Raw genomic sequence first — 26,232 nt, 5'->3', positions numbered from 1 at the left:
AGGCAAGAGGTAGGGTAATGCGACTTGTCACCTTCCGCCGCACCCCTGGCCAGGCGCCCCATGCACGTCGACCAGCCCGCCGCGACCACCCCGGCCACCACCCGGCTGAACGCGGTCGACGGCCTCCGCGTGCTCGCGGCCCTGGCGGTCCTCGTCTTCCACGTCGCCGGCATCACCGGCCTCCAGTACGGCGAGGGACCCCTGGCCTGGCTGCTCTCCCGGGGCGAGGCCCGGGTGGCGGTCTTCTTCGCCATCTCCGGCCTGCTCCTCTACCGCCCCTGGGTCAAACACCTCCTGACCGCCGCGGAACCCCCCGGCACCCGCGTCTACCTGACCCGCCGCATCCTGCGCATCTTCCCGCTCTACTGGGTGGTCGCCGTCACCGCGCTGGCCGTCTTCAACCTCGACGCCGCGAAGACCGTCTGGGACTGGGCCGAAGTGCTCCTCCTCGTGTACGTCTTCGACCCCACCCCGTGGTGGCCGGTCGTCCAACTGGCCCCCATCGGCCTCCAGCAGATGTGGACGCTCTCCATCGACGTCAGCTTCTACCTGCTCCTGCCGCTGCTGGCCGCCGCCCTCGGCCGGGCCGCGCGCGCGGGCGGCGCGTCCGTCGACACCCGCGCGAAACGCCTGCTCATCCTGCTCGCCGTCTTGTCCACGACGTCCTTCGCCTACATGTACGCCGTGCACCACCCCGTCTACACCATGCGCATGGAATGGTGGCTCCCGCGCTTCTTCCCGTGGTTCGCCGTGGGCATGGCGGTCTGCGTGCTCACCGTCTGGGCCAGGGCCGACTCCCCCGGCGCGGAGCGGGTCCGCCGCTGGGGCGCCGAGATCGCCGCCAACGCGGGCACCTGCTTCGTGCTCGCCGCCATGGTGTTCGGCCTGGCCGCGACCCCGCTCGGCGGGCCGAAGACCCCGCAGTCACTCGCCCCCGACCTGCTCCCCGACGCGTTCCGGCTCGTCGCGTACGCGGTGATGGCGTTCCTCATCGTCGCGCCGGTGGCCCTGCAGCCACCCGAGCGGACCTGGGTGAACGTGCTGCTCGGCAACCGGGCGATGCGGTGGCTGGCCAACCTGTCGTACGGGGTGTTCGCCTGGCAGATCATCGTGATCTGGGCGTACTACGACATCAGCGGGCGGCCATTCCTCGATCAGCGGTTCCTTCCGGTGTTCTTCGTTGTGCTGGCGGTGAGTTCGGTGCTCGCGTGGGTGACGTACCAGCTGGTGGAGAGGCCGGCGCGGTGGTTCGGGAAGCGCGCGTGACGCGGCGGATCGACGCGATCGGCGGGCTGCGGGCGCTGGCCGCGCTCGGCATCCTGGTGTTCCACGCGGCGGCGATGAGCAACTTCACGATGACCGGTGGGGTGGCCGGCGCGCTGGCCGCGCGGCTGGACGTGGCCGTGTCCATCTTCTTCGCGCTGTCCGGCCTGCTGCTGTTCCGGCCGTGGGCGCGGGAGATCCTGCTGGCGGAGCCGGCGCCCTCCGTGCGGCGGTACCTGTGGCGGCGGGCGCTGCGCATCCTGCCCGCGTACTGGATCACCGTCGTGGTGGCGATGACCGTGCTCGCCGAGTCGACCGGGTACACGGCGCGCCAGTGGATCCAGATGCTGCTGCTGGTCCACGTCTACGACCCCGCCCCCGGCTGGCCGAACGGCGGGCTGGGCCCGACCGCGCTGGGCCAGATGTGGAGCCTGGCCGTCGAGGCCGCCTTCTACCTGGTGCTCCCCCTGCTCGCGTGGGCGGCCCGCCGCTTCATCCGCTCGGAAGGCATCGATTCCCGGGCGGTACGGCTACTCGCCGCGCTGGGCGGTCTCGGCGCCGTCTCGTTCGTGTTCGCGATCTTCATGCACGTGCCGGAGCGGGTGTTCTGGATCCAGTTCCTGTTACCGCACTACCTGGTCTTCTTCGCCGTGGGCATGGCGATCGCCACGCTGCTGGCCTGGGCGGAGGCGGATTCGCCCGGCGGGCTGCTGGCGCGGCGGGCGCGGGACACGGCGGCCTCGTCGGCGGGGACGCTGCTGGTGACGGCCGCGCTGGCGTACTGGCTGCTGATGACGCCGGTGGCGGGGCGGTTCGGGGATCCGTTCACGGGGTTGCGGGACGAGGAGATCCGGCTGCTGCTGCACACGCTCATCACGCTGCTGGTGGTGCTGCCGGTGGCGTGCCAGCCGTCCGGGGCGACCTGGGTCAACCGGGTGCTGGGCAGTGGGGTGATGCGGTTTCTCGGGCAGGTGTCGTACGGGATCTTCTTGTGGCAGTTCGTGGTGATGGAGGCGGTGTTCCGGGTCACCGGATTGCCGTACTTCGGGGGAAATTTCCTGACTGTGTTGGGGTTGTCGCTGCTGGGGACGGTTGCGCTGGCGGCGGTCACGTACTACCTGGTGGAGCGGCCGCTGCTCGGGCGTCCGGAACCACGGGAACCCGTGCCGGCGGTCGCGGCTCCGGAACCGGTCACGATAAAGCGGGAAATTTCGGTTGAGCCGCCGAAGCAGTCACGGCAGCGGGACAGCGCCCGTCAGAACAGCGCCCGTCAAAACGGCACCCGTCAGGACAGGACCGCTCAGAACAGCGCCCCTCAGAACGGCACGCAGGACAGTGGGCATCAGGACGCGCTGGACGGGATCCGGGCGCTGGCCGCGCTGGCGGTGCTCGTGTACCACGTCGGCGGCAAGACCGGCCTGACCGAAGGCTGGGGCGCCTGGGCGGTGTCGCGCGGCGACGTCGGGGTGGCGATCTTCTTCACGCTGTCCGGATTGTTGTTGTACCGCCCGTGGGCCCGCGCCGTCCTGGACGCCGGGAACGGCCCGGAGACCACCGCCTACCTGTGGCGGCGCGCGTTCCGCATCCTCCCCGCCTACTGGCTGGTGGCCGTCGTCGCGATGGTCTTCTTCAACTCCGGCCACAACGCCTCCCAGTGGGTCTGGGCGAAATGGCTGCTGCTGCTCCAGATCTACGACGTCGGCTCGTGGTGGGGCGGCGACGAGGGACGCGGCCTGGAGCAGATGTGGTCGCTCTCCGTCGAGGTGGCCTTCTACCTGGCCCTGCCGCTCATCGCCGCCGCGCTCGCCGTCCTCGCCGGCAGAAGCGCGGCCACCGCGACGCGCGCGCGGGCGCTGCTGGCCGGGATCGGCGCGCTCGGCGTGATCTCGATCGTCTGGACGGTGGTCGCGCACCAGCCCGGCATGCCGCCCGAGTTCAACATGCTGCTCCCCCGGTACTTCCTGTGGTTCGGGACCGGGATGGCCCTGGCCGTCGGCTCGGCCTGGGCGGCGGCGGACGACCGGGCGCGGGCCTTCTGCGCGGCGGTGGCAAGGCGTCCCCTGCTGTCCTGGGCCATCGCGGCGATCGCCTTCGCCGTCGGCAGCACCCCCCTGACCGGCCCCCTGCACCTGGGCGCGCTCCCCGCCACCGAAGGCACCACGAAGGCCGTCCTGTGGGGAGTGGCCGGGCTCTTCCTGGTCGCGCCCTCGGCGTTCACCACCGGCCGCCGGGGGTTGAGCACGCTCGTCTTCGGCAACGCCGTCGTCGGCTACCTGGGACGCATCTCGTACGGGATCTTCCTGTGGCAGTTCGTGGTCATCTACGGCTACTACGAGCTGACCGGCAACGAGGTGTACTTCGGCGGTGGCTTCGCGACGGTGCTGGCCGTGGCGGCGGCGGGCACGCTGGCCCTGGCGGCGCTCACGTACCACCTGGTCGAGCGGCCCTTCCACCAGCTCGGGCGGGCGGTCACGACGGGCGCGGCGCCGGTGACCCGATCCGTATCCCGCTGACGCACACCCCGGCCCCGGCGCTGATCCCGGAGATGCGCACCGCCGGGCCGCCGCCGACCGCCTGGAGGTAGCGCACGCCGCTGCCCCGGTCGAGGGTGATCGGCACGCGGGCGCCGCCGAGGGAGAAGGTGGCGAGGGCGGCGCGGGTGGCGGTGTAGGAGAAGGCCACCGTGTACTTCATGGTCGGCAGGTCGTGGGCGAGCGGGATGTCGATCCGGCCCGCGGCCAGCCGGTAGCAGGCGGGCGTGGAGGTGGGCGCGGCGGCGACCACGGGGGTGAGCGTCATCGGGCGGAGCCGTCCGGTCCGGTCGAAGACCATCGGGTCGGCGGCGGGGGCCGGGCGGCGCATCGCGTCCCGCAGGTCGGGACCGGCCAGCGGGGCGAGCACCCGGGAGGTCAGGCGGTAGTCCCCGAACCAGCTCGACATCAGCTGCCGGGGCACCGGCGTGTCGTAGATCTGCACGCTCGACGGCGTGCGCGCGAGTTCGGCGGCGGCGGTGTCCAGGTAGTCGCGGGCGGGTTGGGTACGGATGTTCCCGGCGTACGCGGACGTCGACCACACGGACAGGGCGACCACGCCGGCGAGCGCGGCCACGGCTCCCAGCCTGGGCAGGCGCGGCCAGGCGTCCGGCCCGAGTGTCGCCAGGCCGAGGCAGAGCGCCACGACGGGGGCGGTCCCCGCCAGGAGTTCGGTCTGGCCGCCGAGGATCTCCCCGACCGAGGCGACCGGTCCGAGCAGCGCGGGGAGCGCACTGGCGGCCAGGACGTACCCGAGCAGCGTCAGCCAGGCGGCGCCCGCGTTCGCGCGGGTCCGTACGGTGACCGCGACGACGGCGAGGATGACGATCCACGCGGCCACGACGAGCGCGGGAGCGGGCAGCGCGATCCCGTGGTCGGGCCTGCCGAAGTACCACCGGCCGGGCCCGCCGATGAGACCGGTCGCGAAGGTCTGGCCGACCAGCCGCCACAGGAACCTGACCCCGGTGGCCGGGTCCGGCGTGTTCCATCCGGACGCCGCCAGGCGTACGACGACGCTGACGGCCACCACGAATCCGTACACGGTCCACAGGACGGGCGCGCGCCGCCGGCCCAGCCAGACGCGGGACAGCGCGTACAGCAGGAGGGGCACCGCCGCGACGGACAGCGAGAACAGCGCGCCCGCGACCACCCAGGACACGGCGGCCACCGCGTGCAGCCGCCTGCCGGTCCGCTCCCAGAGCACGTGCGAGGTGATGGCCATGGCCACCGCGAGCTGCGGGACCAGCCCGGACAGCGACGCCGACCACCAGGTCAGCACGGGCAGCGTCAGCGGCGTCACCAGGAAGACGAGGAAAGGTCCCAGGATCGCCGGGCGCTTCCCGAAGACCACGACCAGCATGCGCAGCACTGCCAGCGACACCAGCGCCTGCACCACCAGCATGGTGACCGCGACGAGCGTCCAGTCGTAGGCGTCGGCGCGCGCGGGGAACCACCCCAGCAGCAGCCCGCCCGGCGTCAGCCGCCCGCCCAGCGGCGTGAACAGGTAACTCCATCCGAGGTCCTGCTCGTGCGCCCGGACGATCAGGACGAAGTCGTCCTCGCGGAAGAACGACCGCAGCACCCCGGGCGCCCGCCACGCCAGCTGCGCGACGATCAGCACGACGCCCGCGAGCACGGGCAGCCGGGAACCCGCCGGCGCGAGGACGGCGGGCCGGATCTCGGTCTGGGTCATGCGCTCGCTCCCGCCATGACGTGGACCTCCCCGGGTTCCGGGACGGGGGGTTCCTCCGGTTCCGGTAGCCCCGCCGCCAGCCGTCCCAGCACCGGCAGGCAGAGCAGCTGGGCCAGGACGTCCCGGAACACCCCTGCCACCGCGTCCTGGCCGAGCCCGGCGAGGTAGTGACCGAGCCCGGCCGACAGACCGGCCAGCCCGAGGAAGACCGCCACCAGGACGGGCGCGTCCGCGACCCTGGCCGCGCGCAGCGCCGGAGCCCGCCGCAGGCCCACCACCAGCGCGTACGTGCCGAGCACCAGCAGCAACCCGAACAGCCCGCCCGTCCAGACCCCGGCCGCGGCGGCCAGGACGCCCGCCGCGCGGGCGGGCACCCCGGCGGGGAGGGCCGCCGGGATCGCCGCCCCGGGACGCCGCCACCTGGCCAGCGCGACCAGCAGCATCACCAGCAGGAACCCGGTCGCCAGCGCGGCGTGGTAGGCCGTCTCGGGCGGGTACTCCAGCGTGACCCGATGGGCGGAGGCCCCCGCAGGGAGGATCCACGCCTGCCGCCACCCGTCGAGGCGGACGGCGGTCAGCTCGGTGCCGCCGAGCCGGGCCCGCCACGCGCCGTTGAAGTTCTCGTTGACGACCAGGTAGCCGGGCTGGTCGGTCCGCGGCCAGAACGTGCGCTCGCCGCCGGTCCACTTCTCGACGGTGACGGGAACGGGTGTGACGGACGGCGGGGCCCGGTCCAGCGGATCCTCGACGGCCATCGACAGGATGCGGTACGGGTCCCGCGCGGCCACCCGGATGCGGTTCTCCCCCGCCGCCAGCGTCCACTTCTGGCAGGTCGTGAAGGTCAGCGGCCGGCCGTTGACCAGGTCGGAGACCGTGCCGCCGACGATCCGGGTCGGCACGGGATACCCGTTGACCGACAGCGCCGGCCCGACCCCGCACATCGTCCGGACCGGGAACGACCCCAGCACGCCCGCCGGACTCACTCCCGGGATGCGGATGTCGGCGATGTGCACGGCCTGGCTGCGGCGCGGCAGGAACTGGAGCACCACCTTCCGGGTGGTGACCGGTTCGAAGCGGAAGACGCCGGTCGCCGGCACGTACCCGCCGCGCAGCGCCTTGTCGGCCCAGACGAGCAGCTGCATGGGCGCGTTCCCGGTGAGCGTCTCCGGGTACGTGATCTCGATCTGGTCGATCTTGCGTCGCCGGCCGAAGTCGATGGTGAGGGTGGGCTTGGCGTCGAACGCTCCCGCGTACCAGATGGTCTTGGGGTTGCCGTCGAAGGCGGACAGGCCGACCGAGGCCGGGTGGTCGACGAGGGCCGAGGAGGCGGAGACGTGCGGGTAGATGTCGGGGAACGTGGTCGCGGTCTCGATCGCGTGCGGGTCGGTGAGCACGGTCTGCCCGACGGCCTCCCGGGGCGCGGAGGCGGGCGAGGTGATCGTGCGGTCGAAACCGAACCCGTCCTCGCCGCGCAGCTGCAGCTGACCGGAGCAGGTCCAGATGAACGACCCCTGCATGCATCCGGGGGCCGCGCCGGTGCTTCCCCCCAGCGCGTACGTCGGGATCACCCGGTCGCCGGTCACTCCCGGCACCCGTACCGTACGACCGGCGGCCACGCCGGGAATGACCAGTTCGGTGATGCCCACCCGGCTGCCGAGGTCCGACTTCGGCCGCCAGGCCACCCGGGTCACGGTGAGCCGCACCCGGTCGGTCGCTCCCGGCGGAACGTGCACGAGCTGCGCGGCCCCGGTGTTCTTCACCGTCTGCCGGAGCTTCCCGGCCGAGGTCTCCACCTCGACCTCGGTCACGGCGGGCCCGACGAACTGGGTGAACGCCACCGCCAGCTGCGGAATGGACGTCTTCTTCAGCAGGTCCACCTGAAGCCACTCGCCGACCGCGCCCTCCCACCCGTCGGACCGCCACGACGTACGGGCGTCGCCGTCCACGGCCGAGAACGGCTGGTTGCCGGTGTCCCGGATGTCCGGCAGCGCGGTCACGTCGGAGGCCGAGGAGGAGGCGGTGACCGCCTTGACCCCGGACAGGCGGGCCGTGGAAGTGAAGGAGTCCCAGCCGGGATCGAGCAGGTCGTGCTCGGCGGCCGGCCGCCGGAACGCCTCGGCGGCGGTGAGCGTCGGGGAACTCGCGAACCGCAGCTCGCTGAAGGCCGTCTCGCGGCGGCGCAGCGTGTCGGTGACGATCGTCCGGCTCCCGGGCACCGACGCGGCACCGGGGTCGTCCCCGACCAGCACCGGCCGCCCGTCCGCGAGTAAGCCCAGGTCGGCCAGGGTGAGCAGCGCCTCGGGACCGCCGGTGACCCGGAGCGGCTCCCCGGTCAGGGTCGCGGCGAGCGGCGCCGGCCGGTCCACCCGGTAGACCTCCAGCGCCTGGTACGGCTGGTTGAACCAGGTGGTCGCGTTCGCGGTCTTCGGGTCGCCGACCACCGGGCCGAAGCCCTTGACCAGCGTGAGCCCGCTCTCCGCGACGGCCTCGTGCACCCGCGGCGGCCACGCCCCCCGGATGGAGAACTTGTCCAGGTCATTGCGGACCAGGACGTAGCCGACCCCCATCCGCCGCAGCACCTCGGCCAGACCCGCCGAGCCCTGCCCGGTGGCGAAACGCTGGTCGATCCCGTCCAGCAGCCGGGTCAGGCCCGCCGACCCCCACGGCACGATCATCCGGCTGGCCCAGCGCACCTTCAGCAGGGGTTGCAGGGGTTCGTCCATCGGGCGTCCCCACAGGTACTCCCCCCACCGCGCGCCCGGCTGCGCCAGCACCATCGAGTCGCCCGCGTTCTGGTTCAGCCAGGTCGCCGCCTCCCGCCAGTACCCGGGGATCTCCTGGTACGACCCGCGCGCGGCCAGCCCCACCGTCGCGACCGGCAGGAAGGTGACGCCCAGCAGCACGGACGAGGCCGCCGCGACCGGCGTCCTGAACCGGGGCACGGCCGAGACCGGCAGGTACGCCAGGCCCAGCGCCACCGGCAGCCGGACCAGGGCGTCGAACTTGTGGATGTTCCTGAACACCGCGAGCGTGCCGTCGAAGAGGTCGCGCAAATTCCCGGCCAGCGGGTTGGCGACCACGCTGACGTGGCCGGTGACCATGATCGCCGTACCGGCCAGGACGAGCAGGATGAGGAAGGTACGTTCCGGGAGGCCGCGCCGTACCAGGCCGACCAGGCCGAGGCCGGCGACGAGCGCGGTGAGCACCACCAGCCACGGGCGGACCGAGTGCTCGTAGGCGGCCGGCCACCAGGGCAGGCCGTCGATGGGCAGGTAGCCGATCCAGTTGGCGGCCCCGCGCAGCGTGTTGGTGAGCGAGGTCACGCCGGTGGTGGCGGCGGCGTTCTCGGTGTACGGCATGAACGAGAAGGCGTGGCGGCCCATGATGGCCAGCGGCACCAGCCACCAGAAGGAGGCGGCGGCCGTGCAGCCGAGCCACCACAGCAGCAGCCGGTTGCGGCGCGGCCCCCGGCGGCGGGTGACCAGATAGAGGAACGGGATGAGCAGGACGGCCAGTTCGGCGGTGGCGTTGACGCCGCCGCAGCAGACGAACGCGAGCGCGGAGAGCGCCGCGGCCCGGCGCGGGCTCGTTCCCTCCCGCGCTCCCCTGACCAGCGGGATCAGCATCCAGGGGACGAGCGCGCTGGGCAGGAACTCGGAGGAGTTGACGCCGATCAGGGCCTGCGCGTGGGGGGCGAGCGCGTACGCGAATCCGGCGATGAGGCGGGTGTTGGCGGTGCCGATGCCGAGCGCGTCGGCCAGGAGCACGATGCCGAGGAAGGCGGCGCAGAGGACCAGGGCCATCCAGAGGCGTTGCAGCACCCAGGGCGGCAGGCCCAGTTCGGTGCCGGCCACGTAGAACGGGCCCATCGGGAAGAGGTAACCGTAGGCCTGGTTCTGGATATATCCGAAATGGGTGCTGTCCCAGAGGGTGAGGGCCCGGGTCAGGAACCCCCACGCGTTGATCGGCATGTCCAGCTTGGTCTCCGAGATGATCCTCTCGGGGGCGACCGAGAAGGCGATCACGAAGAGCGCCAGGCAGGAGGCGAGCAGGCGGGACCGGCGGCGGAACCGGGAATCGGCCTGCTCCGGAACGATCAAGAATCTCCTCCGAGTCACGCGCGAGTAGCCCTGAGGCTAGAACTCGTTCCAGGCAAGAGCCAGGCCGTTCCCCGAATTGTGACGGAACACCTGAAACAGGTACCAGTAAGCTGCCCGCCGTGGACATCCCGCCTTTCCGCGCCGACCTCGCCCGATCGGTACGGCTGTTCGCCGCGTTCCGCAGGGAGCAGACCGACCCGGAGTTCTTCTACGGCCTGCTCGCGCGGGACACCGTCGCCCAGTTGAGCGCGTTCGTCCCGCTGGACGGGCAGCTCGTGGTGGACGTCGGGGGCGGCGCCGGATATTTCGCCGAGGCGTTGCGGGGCGCGGGGGCGCGGATCGTCTGCGTGGACGTGGACGCCGGGGAGATGACCGCGCGGGACGGCGTCATGCCGGAGGGAGCCGTCCTCGGCAGCGCGCTGCGGCTGCCGCTGCGGAGCGGGACGGTGGACGTCTGCTTCTCGTCCAACGTGCTGGAACACGTTCCCGATCCGTACCTGATGGCGGATGAGATGGTGCGGGTGACGCGGCCGGGCGGGCTGGTGTACCTGTCGTTCACCAACTGGCTGTCGCCGTGGGGCGGGCACGAGACCTCGCCGTGGCACTACCTGGGCGGGCACCGCGCCGCCCGCCGCTACCTGCGCCGTCATGGCCGTCCCCCCAAGAACGTGTACGGCGAGAGCATGTTCGGGGTGTCGATCGCGTCCGCGATCCGCTGGGCGCGGCGGCAGACGCTGGCGGACGTGGTCGCCGTGCTGCCCCGGTATCTGCCGGCCTGGGCGTGGTGGGTGACCAGGGTTCCGGTGGTCCGCGAGTTCGTGACGTGGAACCTGGTGCTCGTGCTCCGCCGCCGGTAGGTCAGGTGGTTTCGGGGGACATGCGGGGTTCGGGGACGATCGCGGGCGCGTAGCGTGTGGCCAGTTCCGATTCGACCAGGGCGGCCATGAGGGTGACCGTGCGCTCCCAGGTGAACTCGCCCGCCCAGGACCGGCAGGCGGCGGCGATCCCGGCCCGGGCCGGGGGGTCGGAGAGTTCTTTGAGCGCGCGGTCCACGACGTCGGCGAGGTGCTCTCCTTCTGAGGCGAGCCAGCCGGTCACGCCGTCCTTGACGGAGTCGCGTAGGCCCGCGACGCCGTACGCGACGGTGGGGACGCCGAGGGCGGCGGCCTCGATGACGGTGAGGCCCCAGCCCTCGAACTCGGAGGCGGTGACGTGGAGGGTCGCGGCGCCGAGCAGGCGGATCTTCGCGTCTTCCGGCAGGTAACCGTGCAAGGTGACTTTTCCGGATAAGTGGTTTTCTTCCACCATCTGGGCGAGCGGTTCGAACTCCGGTCCCCGGCCGATGACGTGCACCCGCAGCCCCGGCCAGCGGTCGGCGAGCAGGTCGGCCAGTTCGACCACGCGCGCCACCCGCTTGTGCCCGACCAGCCGCCCGAGGAAGACCAGCGCGGGTTCGCCCAGCGCCGGATCGGGCGGCACCCCTTCGGCGCAGGTCGCTCCCCCGTTCGGGATGACCTGGATCGGGGCCGTCCAGCCGAGCCGCTCCCGCAGGTCGAGCATCGACGACTCCGACACGGTGACCGTACGGCACCGCCGGTAGAGCCGCCGCGCCACCGGCCCTTCCACGAAGCACCCGATCCGCGCCAGCCACGGCGGGAAGAACGCCCAGAACTGCCGGTCGTGCACATGGTGGATGAGCGAGATCACCGGCGTACGGCGGGGCAGCAGGGCGGGGGCGAAGAACGGGATGCCGTTCATGCAGTCCACGACCAGGTCGAGGCGGCGGCGGTGGAGCAGGAGCCAGAGCGCGGCGAGCGGGTAGAGGGTGAAGCGGTTGCCCATGCGGTGGAGGGTGACGCCGCGCCGTACCTCGGATCTGGGCTGGTCGGGTTCGCGGGCGGTGACGAACGAGACGTGGGCGCCCCTGCTGACCAGGTGGGTGGCGACCCGCCAGGCGTACTTCTCCGCGCCGCCGGCGACGGACTGGAGGGGTTCGCGGAAGTTCAGGATGGCGACCCGAGCGCCCGATAACCCGGATCTAAAATGAGGCTTGCTCATGTTATCTGCTCCCACGGCGTCCCCTCCAGGGGCGTTCGGGCATGGCTCACGCCAAGGTCAGACCTGAAGTGGAATCTCCGGCGCGGACGGGAAGGGTCAGCGGGTGCCGTAGTTGTAGAGGGGCTTGTCCGGCGGGGCCAGGCTCGGCGAGGCGACATTGATGACGGCCACTGAGGCGACGCCGGCGAGTACAGCCCCAAGCGCCACAGCCACGAGCACCTTCAACACCGGCTTCTCCCTTCTGCAGGTACCAGCGCAGTGTGCCGAGAGTAGAACGTGATACAGGAATTAGCCAGAGATCTTCCCAAACCGTGACAAAGAAAGCTACCGCTCGGTACGCCCGGGGATTTCGGCTCTTCACTGGTCACAGACGCAGCAGGAGGAGCCTCTCACCCCGGAAAATCGGGGTGGCGTCCGGGAGCTTCCGCAGGAACTCGTTCTCGTTGCCGTCGCCGATGAGCACGTACCGTACGCCTGCGCCGGCCAGTCCGGCGCCGGCCGGTCCGGGTCCGGCGAGCAGCGCGCCCACCCGGCGCGCCAGCGGGTCCTCGGCGGTGACCCTGATCGGCCCGCGCTCCCGCGATTCGACGACCAGCGTGTCGTCCCAGACGACGCGGCGGGCGAAGAGTTTGGTCGCCGGGTCGAGGATGACCCGGCCGCCCGTCCACCGGAACACCCGGTGCGCCCGCCACGGCAACGAAACCAGCGCGCCCGGTGCGGGATCGGCGTTGACGATCCGCTGCACCTGCCGCCATTCGGCCGGATAGTCGGCTGTCGCCAGCCGTCCCAGCGCCCCGATCGCCAGCGTCGGCAGCACCAGCACGGGCACCGCGACGGCCGCGAGGCCGATCCTGCCGCGCGCGAACGACGCGAGGCCGAGCGCTTGCGCCAGCGCCAGCGGCGCGAGATACACCTGTCCGTCCCGGAGCGGCCCGAATCCCGGCCACCAGCCGATCAGGCTTTTCAGCACCTCCGGCGCGAAGGCTCCCAGGCAGGCGATCGCCAGCCCGAGCACGGCGGCCACGGCGAGCCCGGCCAGCGCGGGGTCACGCCTTTCGCGCCGCTCCTGGCGGTCGCACCGGCCGCCATGGTCGTGGCCGTCGTGGCCGTCGTGGCCGTCGTGGCCGTCGCGGTCGCGGTCGCGGTCGTGGCGGTCGCGGCCGTGGCGGTCGTGGCGGTCGTGGCGGAGCAGCCGGGCGAATCCCCAGATGGCGACGGCCGAGACGAGGAGGCGGACGGTCGCCGACGCCCAGAAGCCCTGGCCGGGCACGCCCGCTTCGGCATTCCAGATGCCGCCCAGTGAGAGCAGGCTGCCGACGGTGCCGAAGGGTCCGTCCGCACGCGGGGCGAAGGCGTCCACGCCGGCCGGATCGGTGGCCGCGTCCGAGAGCAGGGCCGGGACCAGCCACGGCAGGCTGAGGACAGCGGCGACCGCACCGGTTGTGGCCACCGCGCGCCACCGTTCGGCGCGCCGGGCGGCGACCGGAATGACGGCGAGCAGAGTGACCAGCATCGCCTGGAAGCCGCCCACGGCTGCGGGGATCAGGGAGATCGTGAATCGGCGCACCCCGCCTTGAGCTGCGGCGCGGACGGCCCACGGCAGTCCCGCGTATCCCAGGAGGAGCGCCCACTGCCCGAGCAGCAACCGCTGGGCCAGGTACAGGTTCCAGGCGTAGAAGGCGGCGGCGACCAGGCGGGCGGGTGTCCTGCCGGAGGGGACCAGCGCCGCCGCTCCCGCCGCGGCCAGCAGGAAGATCCCCAGCAGGATCAGCTTCTGCACCACCATGGCCGGAATCGGATACGACAACAGCGCCACGACGAGGTCACTGGGAACAGCCCTGGGAAATCCGCTTATATCCCGAAATATCGGTGGATCGGGGACGAAGACCATGTCGTACCGGAGGGTGAAGCCCGGGCCGAGGGCGGGGCCCAGCGCGAGCATGCCGAGCAGCGCTCCGAGCAGGGCCGGCGCGAGCCGCACGAGCAGGGAGCGCTGTCCGGGTGCCGGGCTCCGGGTCACGGGACCGGCCGGACGCGCGCACGGCTATGCGAAGCCGAACCAGCGACGACGAGCATTCGGCACCTTCCCGGCACGGATCCACTGAACTGACGCTGACGAGAATCTACTGATCGCCGCCCGCGTCGCCACCACGGGGACGGATTCAGAGCCAGGTCGTGCCGAGCCAGGCGGTGACCGCGAGGGTCACCAGAAGGGCGATGTTGAGCCCGATCAGCCGGGCCTCGCCGCGGCGCAGGTGGACGGCGATGCCGCCGACCTGGATGAGGGCGAGGCCGACCGCGGCGGCGACGGCGAGCCAGGGCGCGATCCCGGTCAGCGGCGGCAGGACCAGGCCGGCCGCGCCGAGGACCTCCAGCACTCCGATCACCCGGACGAGCGGCATCGGCACGGTGTCGACCCAGCCCATCATCGGCCGGAGCCGCTCCTGGCTCTGCACGACCTTCTTCCCTCCCGCGTAGAGGTAGAAGAGAGCCAGAAGCGCCCCGACGATCCAGTACGCGATCTCCATGACGGACACCTCGGAAGCAGATGACGTGGCGCTGGCCACGATGGTTACCGGTCGTAAGCAGCCCCATCATGCGTCACTATTGAAACCCTTACAAAAGGCACACGCGTGTGCCTTACGCACAAGGGACTGTCATGTCGGAGTACGAGCACACCTGCATGATCCGCGGCGACGGCGGCCGGACGATCCGCGCCATCCTCGACCGCATCTGCAACAAGTGGACGTTGCTGGTCGTGGCCACCCTCGACCAGGGCAGCCTGCGCTTCACCGACCTGCACCAGCAGGTTTCCGGGATCTCCCAGCGCATGCTGACCCTGACCCTGCGGAACCTCGAACGCGACGGCCTGGTCTCCCGTACGGTCCACGCCGAGGTCCCGCCCCGGGTGGAGTACGCGCTGACCCCGACCGGCAAGAGCCTCATTCCTCCCGCCCTCGCCCTCGCCGGCTGGGCGATCGAGCACATCCCGCACATCGAGGCCAGCCGGGAGGCGTACGAGACCCGGAACTGAGGCTCCGTGACGTTCATCCCCACGCCGGAACGGGTGGCCGGAAGTCGTGGGTGGTGGCCGCGACCGGCTGGTAGGTCGTTCCCGCCACACGAATGTGCCGGACGTTCTCGTGCTCGTCGAATACGAACTCGACGAGTTCGCCGGTGCCGAACGAGCCGCCGGTGCGGGGGAACGCGAACGTCTCCGGGCCGATCTGGGTGAGTTTGATCGCGCCGTCCAGCGGGTTCGACTGTCCGGGCCAGATCATGGTGAGGACTCCGTCCAGGACGGCGAGGTCGAGGACGTTCCAGATGCTGGCGAAGTGGCCGCCGAAACGGTGGAGGTCGCCGTTTTCCGGGCCCTCGGCGTCCTGGCCGGACAACAGCGCCATCACGCCCTTGCAGATCTGGACCGCGGCGACGTCGATCGCGTTGACCAGGACCGAGACGGCGAGACCCTCGGCCGGGTCCCAGAGGGTCTGGCTGGTGTGGCCGGGGTAGTTGCCGCCGTGGCCGTACAGGACGCGGCCGTGCACTTCGAGGGTCCGGACGCCGTAGCCGTACGAGACGATGTCGGAGAGGGGGTCGCGCATCGGGAGCTGGCTCGTGACCAGGAGGGCGCGGGCCTCGGGGCCGAGGAGGCGGCTGTCGTCGGAGAAGAGGGCGGCGGCGATGCGGACCAGGTCTTCGGCCGTGCTGTAGAAGCCCGTCGCCGCGGCGAGCGCCTGGGTGTGCACGTCCTGGGCGACGCGGTGGCGCCGGCGGGTGAGGTGGGCTCCGCCGTACCCGGTCGCGAGGTTGCCGACGACGTGGCCGGGTCCGACGTCCGCTCCGGTGTCGTGCAGGCCGAGCCGGTCGGCGATGTGCGTACGGACGTAGTCGGGGTAGGGCTGCCCGGCGGCGCGCGCGACGATCAGGCCGAGCAGGCCGTAACCGATGTTGCTGTACTTGTACTGGGAGTCGACCTCGGTGACGCCGAAGGCCTCGGCGGCCATGTCGATGAGCTGCGCGTCGTCGGGGAAGGACTTCATGAACTGCCAGTAGTCGGCGTCCCGGCCGTCGCGGAGCAGACCGCCCCGGTGCGTCAGGAGGTGGCGCACGTTCACCTCGTGCGCCGACGCGACGTGGCCGAGTTCGGGGATCCACCGGGTGACCGTGTCGTCGAGGCCGAGCCGGTCCCGCTCCCAGAGCTGGAGGACGGCGACCGCCGTCATCGTCTTCGAATGCGAGGCGACGCGGAACCGGTGCTTCGTGGTGAGCGGAGTCTGGGCGGCCAGGTCGGCGTGCCCGATCGCCAGCGACCTGCGCAGTTCGCCGTCACGCCAGACGGCCACCTGCATGCCGGGAAGGTTCTCCGCCCACTGCCGGTACCGCAGCCAGTGTTCGATGTGATCGAGTACCGACGACTCGCCACGCATCATCTCTGCTCCCGTCTGGGTCGAGCGCCGATGCCGAGGACGATCACTCCCAGGACGACGCCGGGAAGATCAGCTGTGACGGGTCCTCGGTCGAGAAATGCCCGCAGGATATCGACCAGAAAGATCAGAATGAGTGTCCCCGCACGTTGCGCTATGCCCGGCCTCGTCGTGATCTGCCGGGCTTCGCCGCGTCCTTCCACACGGCGACGCAGGTCGTCACGACATCCTTGATCTGGGCGCTGGTGACGTCTGCTCCGGTCAGCCTTCGGACGGCGTCGACGACGGACCCTTCGTCCAGTTCCCCCTTCTGGGCGAGGACCTTCCGGAACGTGTCCCACTCCTGCGCGTTGTTACTGCTGTACGCGCTCGCGTAGCCGCCGCCCCACATGCGGACGTAGGCGGCGACGTGCCCGCTGTTGACCTGGGTGTGCCATCTGGCCTCGCGGGGAGACCGGCCCTCGACCACGGAGCCCTGGGTGATGAGCAGATCGTCGGGAGGAGTCTCACGTCGCAGAACACCGTCCGTCCACACCCAGGGAGGGTCCTTGGACATCTCCGTCCATAACCTGTCGAACATCACGTCCGTGTCGTCTTCTATCGACTCCATCGCGAGAGCGAAACTGACGCAGTCGAGCCTGCCCCCCTCCGCCTCGTCGAAGACGGCTCGGCTCCTGGCGGCCTGCGAGGCGTTGCACAGCTCGTACAGCAGGTTGTAGAAGCAGCCCCAGTAGTGCCTCGTCGCCGGGTCATAGCCGGGTTCGCCCTCTTTCACCTGGCCGACGACGACGATGTTCAGCACCGGGTCGTGGCTGGTCAGCGCCTCGGCGTCGTCGGTCCGGTCGAGCACCACGAGGGGGATGCCGGCCTCGACCGCATCCTGCACCGCGCCGAGCTCCGTGACGCGCCCGAACGTGAGCTCCGGTTCGTCCATCTCGGCCCGGACGACGGTGTTCACCTCGTCGGACGGATTCGCCTGCGCGGCGATGTCCCGAAGCAGCCCGTCGAAGACCTGGCTGCCGAGGACATGCTCGAACGCCTGAGCGACCGGGTCCTTGCGGCGCGCCCCCTGGGCCACCCGCGTGGACCCCTTGAACAGCGCCATCGCCTGCCGTGGGGTACGCGCGGCGGGCGCCCTGCCCTCCCCCGCGACCCTCGTGGTGACGCCGGTCCGCCTGCCGGAGCCCGGCTGCCGGCCGGTCCCCCCGCCCGAGCCGAGCTCCGTGCGCTCCGCCGTGGCCGCCGACTCAAACGTCCCGCTCGTGCGCTTCTTCTTCTCCAGACGCCTGGGCCTGCCGGCCGAAGACGCACGCGAAGAACGCCGCTCTTCGGAATCCGTCTTGTTCTTATTCGTCGTTCGGGTCTTCCCGCGCCCCTTGAACATCAGAATCGGTGGCGCTTTCGCACGAATACCCTGCTGAGGCGCATACCCGGGACGCTATGCCCGCGCCGCGACCCGGTCAACAGCGCCGATTCCACAGCGATCACGGGTCCCGGCGCGGGACGCCGGCCAGGTCCTACCTGTTACGACTTGGCGCCCTGGATGCGGACCATGTTGCCCGAGGGGTCGCGGAACGCGCAGTCGCGCGGGCCCCACGGCTGGTCGATGGGCTCCTGGAGCACCTCGGCGCCGGAGGCGCGGACCTGCTCGAAGGTGGCGTCGACGTCGTCGGTGCTGAAGACGATGTTCGAGAGCACGCCCTTGGTGAGCAGTTCCTGGAGGGCGTCGCCGTCGGCCTCGGAACGGCCGGCGTGCGGCTCCGAGAGCACGATCTCGAGGTCCGGCTGGGCCGGGCTGCCGAGCGTGACCCAGCGGAACCCGCCGGAACTGACGTCGTTGCGGGCTTCGAGGCCGAGGGCGTCGCGATAGAAGGCGAGCGATTCGTCCACGTCGTTGACGGTGATGTGGCTGTATCGGAGTGCGATCGTCATGCCGCCAACGTTAGGCGGCGGTCACGGAGCCCGCTTCTCGAATCCTGCTCGCCGGATTGTTCCTGGCCGGGCGCGTGGTGACCTTCGCCACACACGCGGGCATGGCGGTCTCGGCGGGGTGCTCCCGGCCGCGGTACGCGCTCGGCGTCTCCCCCACGATCTCGGTGAACCGCGAGCTGAACGAGCCCAGCGAGGTACAGCCGACCTCCATGCAGGCGTCGGTCACGCTCATGCCCCCGCGCAGCAGCGCCATCGCCCGCTCGATCCGGCGCGTCATGAGATAGCTGTACGGCGTCTCGCCGTACGCCGCCCGGAAGCGCCGGGAGAAGTGGGCGGGCGACATGAGCGCGTGGCGGGCCATCGTCGGCACGTCGAGCGGCTGCGCGTATTCCCGGTCGATCAGGTCCCGGGCCCGGCGCAGGTGCGCGAGGTTGGCGAGCTCTTCGGGCGTCATGCCCCGACGCTACCACCCCGCCCGATGGGCAGGCCGTTCACCTGCGGAAACAGGGAAAAGGCAGGATCGGTCAGGAATCGAGAAGCGGGGGCGCGTGCCCGTGGCTAGCCTGACCCGCAGAGATCTATTCGAACGCACTAGCTGCTCGAAGCTGGTTGAATCGAGCGACGCGCCGCAGACGGAGACCGCCCAGGCGGCCCGCCCGACAGATGGAGACAGGATGAGCAAGGCCCCCCGGACGGACTCGCCCGCGCCGCACGCGGCCGACAGCCACGACCTGATCCGCGTGCACGGCGCGCGCGAGAACAACCTCAAGGACGTGAACGTCGAGCTACCCAAGCGCAGGCTGACCGTGTTCACCGGCGTCTCCGGCTCAGGCAAGAGCTCCCTGGTGTTCGACACGATCGCCGCGGAGTCGCAGCGGCTGATCAACGAGACGTACAGCGCGTTCGTGCAGGGCTTCATGCCGACGCTGTCGCGGCCGGAGGTGGACGTCCTCGACGGGCTGACGACCGCGATCATCGTGGACCAGCAGCGGCTGGGCGCCGACCCGCGCTCCACGGTCGGCACCGCCACGGACGCCAACGCGATGCTGCGCATCCTGTTCAGCCGGCTCGGGCAGCCGTACATCGGGTCGCCGAACGCCTTCTCCTTCAACGTGCCCTCGGTCCGGGCGAGCGGCGCGATCACGGTCGAGAAGGGCTCCGCCAAGACCGTGAAGGCGACCTTCACCCGCACCGGCGGCATGTGCACGAACTGCGAGGGCCGGGGCAAGGTCTCCGACATCGACCTCACCCAGCTCTTCGACGACTCCAAGTCGATCACCGAGGGCGCGATCACCGTCCCGGGCTACAAGGCCGACAACTTCTGGACCGTACGGATCTTCGCCGAGTCGGGCTTCTTCGACCCGGACAAGCCCATCCGGGACTTCACCAAGCAGGAGATGCACGACTTCCTCTACCGGGAGCCGACCAAGGTCAAGGTCGAGGGCGTCAACCTCACCTACGAGGGCCTGATCCCCAAGATCCAGAAGTCCTTCCTGTCCAAGGACAAGGAGGCGATGCAGCCGCACATCCGGGCGTTCGTGGAGCGGGCGGTGACCTTCACCGCGTGTCCCGAGTGCGGCGGCACCCGGCTCAGCGAGGGCGCCAGGTCCTCGAAGATCAAGGGGATCAGCATCGCCGACGCCTGCGCGATGCAGATCAGCGACCTGGCCGACTGGGTCCGCGACCTGGACGAGCCGACGGTGGCGCCGCTGCTCGACACGCTGCGGCGCACCCTGGACTCGTTCGTGGAGATCGGGCTGGGCTACCTCTCGCTCGAACGGCCGTCCGGCACGCTGTCGGGCGGCGAGGCGCAGCGGGTCAAGATGATCCGCCACCTCGGCTCGTCCCTCACCGACACCACCTACGTCTTCGACGAGCCCACCGCGGGCCTGCACCCCCACGACATCCAGCGGATGAACGAGCTGCTGCTGCGGCTGCGGGACAAGGGCAACACGGTGCTCGTCGTGGAGCACAAGCCGGAGACGATCGCGATCGCCGACCACGTCGTGGACCTCGGTCCCGGCGCCGGTACGGCGGGCGGCGCCGTCTGCTTCGAGGGCACCGTCGAGGGGCTGCGGGCCAGCGGCACGATCACCGGCCGCCACTTCGACGACCGCGCCGGCCTCAAGGGGTCGGTGCGCAAACCCACCGGCGCGCTGGAGATCCGCGGCGCGACCGCGAACAACCTGCAGGGCGTGGACGTCGACATCCCGCTCGGGGTGCTGACGGTCATCACCGGCGTGGCCGGCTCCGGCAAGAGCTCGCTCGTGCACGGGTCGATCCCCGCGGGCGCGGGCGTGGTGTCGGTGGACCAGGGCGCGATCCGCGGTTCGCGCCGGAGCAATCCGGCGACGTACACCGGGCTGCTGGAGCCCATCCGCAAGGCGTTCGCGAAGGCCAACGGCGTGAAGCCGGCGCTGTTCAGCGCCAACTCGGAGGGCGCCTGCCCGAGCTGCAACGGCGCCGGCGTCATCTACACCGACCTGGCGATGATGGCGGGCGTCGCCACCGTCTGCGAGGAGTGCGAGGGGAAGCGGTTCCAGGCGTCCGTGCTGGACCACCACCTAGGCGGCCGGGACATCAGCGAGGTGCTCGCGATGTCGGTGACGGAGGCGGAGGAGTTCTTCGGAGCGGGTGAGGCCCGCACGCCGGCCGCGCACGCCATCCTCGGCAGGCTCGCGGACGTCGGGCTGGGCTACCTGAGCCTCGGCCAGCCGCTCACGACGCTCTCCGGCGGGGAGCGGCAGCGGCTCAAGCTGGCCACGCACATGGCGGAGAAGGGCGGCGTCTACGTCCTGGACGAGCCGACCACCGGCCTCCATCTGGCGGATGTCGAGCATCTGCTGGGCCTGCTGGACCGGCTGGTGGAGTCGGGCAAGTCGGTCATCGTCATCGAGCATCACCAGGCGGTCATGGCACACGCCGACTGGATCATCGACCTCGGCCCCGGCGCCGGCCACGACGGCGGCCGGATCGTCTTCGAGGGCACACCCGCGGACCTCGTCGCCGCCCGTTCCACCCTCACCGGTGAGCATCTGGCGGCCTACGTGGGCGCCTGACGAGGGTTGCGTGTCCGGGCGCGGCGGAGTGACCCGCCGCGCCCGGGCGCGCGAGGAACAGAGCCAGGTCTTCTGGACGATCCGGGCCGGGGTGGCATTCCCTGGAGCCCGCCGTCTCGGCGCGACGGCGGAAGAGACCGAACCGAATCTTCCAGAAGGTAGGGGACGTGGTCATTTGCTGTTTCAGGCCCGCGAGTCGCGTTCCTTCAACGCGGATACATCGGATGTTTTGTAGGCGTAACCGCACATGTCCTACACATTTCGTGACAATAGGTAGAACTTTTGATTTTTGTCAACAGAAGTCTGCCGATTTGTGATCAGAATTGGTCTCATGTGACGTTGTACTGCACATGTAACCCAAAGTGACATGAATCTTTCCCTGTGTGCCGATCAAGCATTGTGACAGACCCATTGACCCCGTTCTGATCGCGTAGTAACAATGTGATCGCTCGGCTCAACAGCGGTGGCATGCTCGCGGGCTTGACACGAATCACAGTGACGTGATCGGCGCACGCGTCCCTCGATGGAAAGGGAGTAAGCGTGAGCGACACGCATGCCCGAGAAGACTCGCTCCGCCGTAGCCTCGGTCTCAACCGACGGCAATTCATGGCCGCCACCACCGGAATGGCCGCCGCGGCCGCCATTCCGCTCGCCCTCCCCGGCGCTGCTCAGGCCGACGAACCCGCTCCCGTACGTGACGAGCGGCACGCCCTGGTGCCCGCGTCCCAGCGGGGCATCATCCTCTACACCGTCCGTGACGCCATCAGCCGCAACCCGCTGACCAGCCCGCTCCCGTCCGGCTTCCGCCGGGTGTTCGAGGCGCTCTCCGCCATCGGGTACGCCCAGGTCGAGTTCGCCGGCTACACCCAGAACGCCAACTCCGAGGGCGGCGCCAACCTGGAAACCGTCCAGGGCGCCACGTTACTCCGGTCCTGGCTGGACGAGTACGGCCTGAAGGCGCAGGGCAACCACGGCTTCATCCCGGGCTCGTGGCCGCTCAGCCAAGCCGACCTGGACCGCTTCCAGCGGACCCTGGAGATCGCCAACATCATCGGCATGCAGCACGTCGGGACCGGCAACGACCCGACCAACAGCAACTTCAAGGCCGACTGGGACGTCGCGATCGAGAAGTGGCACACCCTCGGCCAGCTGGCCCAGGCGGCCGGGCTCAAGCTGTACACGCACAACCACGACGCCGCCTACAACTTCCTGCTGGACAGCGGCCCGCTGGACGGGCTGGGCCGGCCGACCCGCTCCTCCGGCATCCGGAAGCTGGAGTACTTCCTCAACGAGACCGACAAGCACCTCATCTTCCTGGAGATGGACCTGTACTGGGCGCACGTCGCGCAGTACAGGCACACCCTCTTCACCGCGGCGGACGGATCGGTCCAGACCGACATCTTCGACCCGTTCTCCCTCGTCCGCGACAACCAGAAGCGCTACCCGCTCTTCCACATCAAGGACGGCAAGCTCAACCCGGCCAACTCCAACGGGTACGACATGGTGCCGTTCGGCACGGGTGACATCGGCTACAAGGAGTTCTTCAACCGGGTCAAGATCCGGGACAAGCACCACCCGATGTACGAGCAGGACAATGCTCCCTCGGGCGCCGTTCCGAGCCAGTCCCTGGACTTCGCGCGCCTGAGCTACGAGAACTGGGCCGCTCTCAAGGAAGACCGCTACTACGAGTAACCGCGTAGCCGGTCACGACTGATGCCGGACCGCCATGCGCTTCCGCCGTTGCCCCGGCGGGCGTGGCGGTCCGGTCCTGATACTCCTCGCCCTAGGAGAAGTACCTTCATGCAGCGTACCCGAAAGGCGCTGGGCGTCCTGGTGACGACTCTGGCGCTGCCGTTGAGCCTGCTCGCGGTGCCGGCGCCGGCCGCCGCCGCGGAGCCCGCGACCACCTGGTCGAACTACGAGAAGATCACCCTCACCAAGAACGTCGGCGAGCCGATCGACCTGGCCGTGCTGCCGGACCGCCGGGTCCTGCACACGGCCCGGAACGGCGACATCCGCCTGACCGATCCCGCCACCGGCGTCACCAAGGTCATCAACACCATCCCCGTCTACGCCAACTCCGAGGACGGCCTGCAGACGGTCGCGATCGACCCGGACTTCGCCGAGAACAAGTGGGTCTACCTGTACTACGCGCCGCGGACGATGACCGCGCCGTACCCGGCGACCACCCCGACCGGCTCGGCGCCCAACTCGCTCCCGGCCGGTCAGACCGACAGCTACTGGGACCAGTGGAAGGGCTACAACCAGCTCTCCCGCTTCAAGTGGACCGGTGACGCGATCGACCTGTCCACCGAGCAGGTCATCATCAAGGTCGAGGTCCAGCGCGGCCAGTGCTGCCACGTCGCCGGCGACCTGGACTGGGACGCCGACGGCAACCTCTACCTCGCCACCGGCGACAACACGCCCGCCAGCACGCCGGGCGCGAACGGCTTCGCGCCCAACAACGACGCGCCCGGCATGAACCCCGGGTTCGACGACCGCCGCGGCGCGGGCAACAGCAACGACCTGCGCGGCAAGATCCTCCGGATCAAGGTGCAGGCGGACGGGTCGTACACCATCCCGGCTGGCAACCTGTGGGCGCCGGGCACGGAGAAGACCCGGCCCGAGGTCTTCGTGACCGGCGTGCGCAACCCGTTCCGGATGGACGTGGACGCCGAGACCGGCACCCTCTCGTGGGCCGACTACGGTCCCGACGCCGGCGCGCCGAGCGCCACCCGCGGGCCGATGGGCTACGTCGAGTGGAACATCACCCCGCTCACCAAGCCCATGAACAGCGGCTGGCCGTACTGCACGGGCGACAACTTCAACTACAACAACTGGGACTTCGCCACCAACCAGCCGCGTGAGTGGTTCGACTGCGCGGCGGGACCGGCGAACACCTCCCGGTACAACACCGGCATCGCGCAGCTGCCCCCGGCGGTACCCGCCGACCTGTACTACGGCGACAACGCCACCCACCAGCCCGCGGAGTGGGCGGGTCTGGTGAACTTCGACCCGCAGACCGGCCAGGGTCCGATGGGCGGCCCGATCTACCACTACGACGCGGCCAACCCCTCGACGTCGAAGTTCCCCCAGTACTGGGACGGCAAGGCGTTCTTCGCCGAGTTCTCGCAGGACTACCTGGCGGCCTTCACGTTCACCGGGGCGGACGGGCCGGTCACCGCGATCGAGCACTTCCTGCCCAACAGCGCGCTGCGCACCGCGGCCATGCCGTTCACCGACAGCCCGATGGACATCGAGTTCGGCCCGGACGGCTCGCTGTACGTGCTCGACTACGGCGACGGCTTCTTCCGCGCCAACCCCGACGCCGGTCTCTACCGGATCGACTACGCGCCCGACAACAAGTCGCCGCAGGCGAAGATCACAGTCGACAAGGCGTCGGCCAGCGCGCCGCCGCTGACCGTGCAGTTCGACGGTTCCGCGTCGACGGACGCCGAGCCGGGCGCCCTCACCTACGACTGGGACGTCGACGGTGACGGCGACTTCGACGCGAGCGGCGTGACCACCAGCCACACCTACGCCGCGCAGGGCCAGTACATCGCGCGTCTCCGGGTCACCGACGCCGGCGGCCGTACCGGCCTGACCTCGATCGAGATCACCGTGGGCAACACCGCGCCCGTGGTGACCGTGACGACGCCGCCGAACGGCGCGTTCTTCGACTGGGGCAACGCGATCCCGTACCAGATCACGGTCACGGACGCGGAGGACGGCAACTCGCCGGTCTGCTCGCGGGTGCAGTGGACCTTCGGGCTCGGGCACGACACCCACGCCCACCCGGAGACGCTGGGCAGCGGCTGCGCGGGCACCTGGCCGACCCCGGCCAACGCGCCCGAGCACGGCGAGACCGAGAACATCTTCGGCGTCGTCGTGGTGCAGTACCGCGACAACGGCGCCAACGGCATCCCGCCCGCCCTGGGCGAGGCCAGCCTCATCCTCAACCCCAAGCTCCAGCAGGCCGAGCACGCCGACCAGCTCAACGGCGTGACCGACACCGACGACGACAACGCCTCCGGCCGGGGCAAGATCACCTCGTTCGACCCGGGCGACTCGATCGTGTACGACCCGGTCAACTTCATCGGCGTGAACTCGGTCCAGACCAGGGCCTCCGGCGCGGGCACGCTCTCGCTGCGCTGGAACTCGGCCACCGCGGAGCCGTTCGCCACCGTCGCGATCCCCGCCGGATCGGGCTGGCAGACGGTCGACACCTCGCTGGCCGGCGCCCCGACGGGCAGCGGCAAGCTGTTCGTCACCTCCAGCGGCGGCGTCGAGGTGGACTCCTTCACCTTCTCCGGTGACGGGGTGGGCGACAAGACGCCGCCCACCGTGACCGCCACCACCAACCCGGCGGCGCCGACCGGCGCCAACGGCTGGTTCACCGACAACGTCACCGTGACGGTGAACGCGACCGACAACGGCGCGGTCGCCAGCCGTCAGTACTCCCTCAACGGCGGCACCACCTGGTTGAACGCCAACAACCCGGTGACGCTCAACACGGAGGGCACCCACACGGTCAGCTACCGGGCCACCGACACCGCGGGCAACGTCTCGCCGGTCGGCACCCTCACCGTGAAGATCGACAAGACCAACCCGGTCCTGACGGTCAGCGGGGTGGCCGAGACCGAATACGGCAACTCCGGCTCCATCACCCCGGTGGCGACGGCGACCGACGCGACGTCGGGCGTGGACACGGTCACGCTCGCCATCGACGGCCAGCCCGTCACCTCCGGCGAGGCGGTGCCGCTGTGGAAGCTCCCGCTCGGCGCGCACACGCTCACGGCCACGGCCAAGGACAAGGCGGGCAGGACGACCACCCAGTCGGTGGCGTTCAGCACCACCACGTCGTACGCGGACCTCACCACGCTGGTCAATGCCTTCAGGGACAGCGGAGTGATCACCGTGAACGGCGCCAAGAAGCTGGTGCGTCACCTTGAGGACGCCCAGTACAGCTTGAGCCTGAACAAGCCGAGAGCGGCCAGGGACGAGCTGGTGCGCTTCATCGAGGATCTGTACAAGCGGGACAACGTCAAGAGTGCGGAAGTTCGCGCGGCCCTGGACAGAGACGCCCAGGCGCTGATCGCCCGGCTGCAGCTCTGACACACGGGCGGGGAGGGGCCACCGCGGCCCTTCCCCGCCCTGCCCAATATGGTG

Annotated in this window: 16 protein-coding genes; 7 read left to right on the top strand and 9 right to left on the bottom strand. The window is 70.5% G+C overall.

Features of this window, described 5'->3' with window-relative positions:
- Positions 1–60 precede the first annotated feature (60 nt).
- Entirely contained in the window at positions 61–1,266 is a 1,206-nt protein-coding gene (locus tag Aph01nite_RS04400) for an acyltransferase family protein (protein ID WP_204039424.1), read from the top strand.
- Positions 1,263–3,776: an acyltransferase family protein gene (locus Aph01nite_RS04395; protein ID WP_204039423.1), complete on the top strand. Its 2,514-nt coding sequence runs from the start codon at positions 1,263–1,265 to the stop codon at positions 3,774–3,776. Before Aph01nite_RS04400 ends, Aph01nite_RS04395 begins: the two co-directional genes overlap by 4 nt.
- Here the strand turns inward: Aph01nite_RS04395 and Aph01nite_RS04390 are convergent.
- A complete protein-coding gene (locus Aph01nite_RS04390) occupies positions 3,733–5,487 on the bottom strand; it encodes a hypothetical protein (RefSeq protein WP_204039422.1) in 1,755 nt (584 codons plus the stop codon). The two genes, Aph01nite_RS04395 and Aph01nite_RS04390, sit on opposite strands and share 44 nt — an antisense overlap.
- Entirely contained in the window at positions 5,484–9,587 is a 4,104-nt protein-coding gene (locus tag Aph01nite_RS04385; RefSeq protein WP_204039421.1) for an alpha-(1->3)-arabinofuranosyltransferase, read from the bottom strand. Before Aph01nite_RS04385 ends, Aph01nite_RS04390 begins: the two co-directional genes overlap by 4 nt.
- 119 nt (positions 9,588–9,706) lie before the next feature.
- On the opposite strand from Aph01nite_RS04385, the gene Aph01nite_RS04380 reads away from it, so the two are divergent.
- Positions 9,707–10,444 (top strand): class I SAM-dependent methyltransferase, encoded by a 738-nt coding sequence (locus tag Aph01nite_RS04380; protein WP_239161390.1) that lies wholly within the window; start codon positions 9,707–9,709, stop codon positions 10,442–10,444.
- A gap of 1 nt (position 10,445) precedes the next feature.
- Here the strand turns inward: Aph01nite_RS04380 and Aph01nite_RS04375 are convergent, their stop codons facing one another.
- The 3 genes from Aph01nite_RS04375 to Aph01nite_RS04365 all read right to left on the bottom strand — a co-directional run bounded on the left by Aph01nite_RS04375 (position 10,446) and on the right by Aph01nite_RS04365 (position 14,173).
- Positions 10,446–11,645 carry a glycosyltransferase family 4 protein gene (locus tag Aph01nite_RS04375; RefSeq protein WP_204039420.1) on the bottom strand — a complete coding sequence of 400 codons (1,200 nt, stop codon included), beginning with the start codon at positions 11,643–11,645 and terminating at the stop codon, positions 10,446–10,448.
- Between the two features lie 364 nt (positions 11,646–12,009).
- On the bottom strand, positions 12,010–13,665 hold the full coding sequence (locus tag Aph01nite_RS04370; RefSeq protein ID WP_204039419.1) for an MmpA family trehalose lipid delivery protein: 1,656 nt from the start codon (positions 13,663–13,665) through the stop codon (positions 12,010–12,012).
- Between the two features lie 142 nt (positions 13,666–13,807).
- Positions 13,808–14,173, bottom strand: coding sequence for a DoxX family protein (locus tag Aph01nite_RS04365; protein WP_204039418.1), 366 nt, complete (start codon positions 14,171–14,173; stop codon positions 13,808–13,810).
- Between the two features lie 131 nt (positions 14,174–14,304).
- On the opposite strand from Aph01nite_RS04365, the gene Aph01nite_RS04360 reads away from it, so the two are divergent.
- On the top strand, positions 14,305–14,679 hold the full coding sequence (locus Aph01nite_RS04360) for a winged helix-turn-helix transcriptional regulator (RefSeq protein WP_204039417.1): 375 nt from the start codon (positions 14,305–14,307) through the stop codon (positions 14,677–14,679).
- Between the two features lie 13 nt (positions 14,680–14,692).
- Here Aph01nite_RS04360 and Aph01nite_RS04355 read toward each other — a convergent pair whose 3' ends face one another.
- The 4 genes from Aph01nite_RS04355 to Aph01nite_RS04340 form a co-directional block, all read right to left on the bottom strand.
- A complete protein-coding gene (locus tag Aph01nite_RS04355; RefSeq protein WP_204039416.1) occupies positions 14,693–16,078 on the bottom strand; it encodes a serine hydrolase domain-containing protein in 1,386 nt (461 codons plus the stop codon).
- A 148-nt stretch (positions 16,079–16,226) separates the two neighbouring features.
- Entirely contained in the window at positions 16,227–17,177 is a 951-nt protein-coding gene (locus Aph01nite_RS04350; RefSeq protein ID WP_204039415.1) for a hypothetical protein, read from the bottom strand.
- Between the two features lie 419 nt (positions 17,178–17,596).
- Complete coding sequence (locus tag Aph01nite_RS04345; protein ID WP_204039414.1) at positions 17,597–18,004, bottom strand: VOC family protein; 408 nt, start codon at positions 18,002–18,004, stop codon at positions 17,597–17,599.
- A gap of 10 nt (positions 18,005–18,014) precedes the next feature.
- Positions 18,015–18,458: a helix-turn-helix transcriptional regulator gene (locus Aph01nite_RS04340; protein ID WP_204039413.1), complete on the bottom strand. Its 444-nt coding sequence runs from the start codon at positions 18,456–18,458 to the stop codon at positions 18,015–18,017.
- Between the two features lie 220 nt (positions 18,459–18,678).
- Here Aph01nite_RS04340 and Aph01nite_RS04335 point away from each other — a divergent pair, with 220 nt between their 5' ends.
- The 3 genes from Aph01nite_RS04335 to Aph01nite_RS04325 all read left to right on the top strand — a co-directional run bounded on the left by Aph01nite_RS04335 (position 18,679) and on the right by Aph01nite_RS04325 (position 26,178).
- Positions 18,679–21,063, top strand: a complete 2,385-nt coding sequence (locus Aph01nite_RS04335) for an ATP-binding cassette domain-containing protein (RefSeq protein ID WP_204039412.1) — start codon at positions 18,679–18,681, stop codon at positions 21,061–21,063.
- A gap of 540 nt (positions 21,064–21,603) precedes the next feature.
- The gene (locus Aph01nite_RS04330; RefSeq protein ID WP_204039411.1) at positions 21,604–22,755 is read left to right on the top strand and encodes a sugar phosphate isomerase/epimerase family protein; all 1,152 of its coding nucleotides are present in this window, start codon (positions 21,604–21,606) and stop codon (positions 22,753–22,755) included.
- Between the two features lie 108 nt (positions 22,756–22,863).
- Entirely contained in the window at positions 22,864–26,178 is a 3,315-nt protein-coding gene (locus Aph01nite_RS04325) for a PQQ-dependent sugar dehydrogenase (protein WP_204039410.1), read from the top strand.
- Positions 26,179–26,232: the final 54 nt, after the last annotated feature.

Source organism: Acrocarpospora phusangensis (assembly GCF_016862995.1).
Taxonomy (GTDB): domain Bacteria; phylum Actinomycetota; class Actinomycetes; order Streptosporangiales; family Streptosporangiaceae; genus Acrocarpospora; species Acrocarpospora phusangensis.
Note: the sequence above shows the minus strand (reverse complement) of the source record. Positions and strands in the feature narration are given on the sequence as shown.

Bases quoted from the DNA above. Each gene is read 5' to 3' on its own strand.
- Aph01nite_RS04360 (WP_204039417.1), top strand. From the start codon at position 14,305: ATGTCGGAGTACGAGCACACCTGCATGATCCGCGGCGACGGCGGCCGG.
- Aph01nite_RS04365 (WP_204039418.1), bottom strand. From the start codon at position 14,173: ATGGAGATCGCGTACTGGATCGTCGGGGCGCTTCTGGCTCTCTTCTAC.
- Aph01nite_RS04345 (WP_204039414.1), bottom strand. From the start codon at position 18,004: ATGACGATCGCACTCCGATACAGCCACATCACCGTCAACGACGTGGAC.
- Aph01nite_RS04400 (WP_204039424.1), top strand. From the start codon at position 61: ATGCACGTCGACCAGCCCGCCGCGACCACCCCGGCCACCACCCGGCTG.
- Aph01nite_RS04375 (WP_204039420.1), bottom strand. From the start codon at position 11,645: ATGAGCAAGCCTCATTTTAGATCCGGGTTATCGGGCGCTCGGGTCGCC.
- Aph01nite_RS04335 (WP_204039412.1), top strand. From the start codon at position 18,679: ATGAGCAAGGCCCCCCGGACGGACTCGCCCGCGCCGCACGCGGCCGAC.
- Aph01nite_RS04350 (WP_204039415.1), bottom strand. From the start codon at position 17,177: ATGGCGCTGTTCAAGGGGTCCACGCGGGTGGCCCAGGGGGCGCGCCGC.
- Aph01nite_RS04390 (WP_204039422.1), bottom strand. From the start codon at position 5,487: ATGACCCAGACCGAGATCCGGCCCGCCGTCCTCGCGCCGGCGGGTTCC.
- Aph01nite_RS04355 (WP_204039416.1), bottom strand. From the start codon at position 16,078: ATGATGCGTGGCGAGTCGTCGGTACTCGATCACATCGAACACTGGCTG.
- Aph01nite_RS04340 (WP_204039413.1), bottom strand. From the start codon at position 18,458: ATGACGCCCGAAGAGCTCGCCAACCTCGCGCACCTGCGCCGGGCCCGG.
- Aph01nite_RS04325 (WP_204039410.1), top strand. From the start codon at position 22,864: ATGCAGCGTACCCGAAAGGCGCTGGGCGTCCTGGTGACGACTCTGGCG.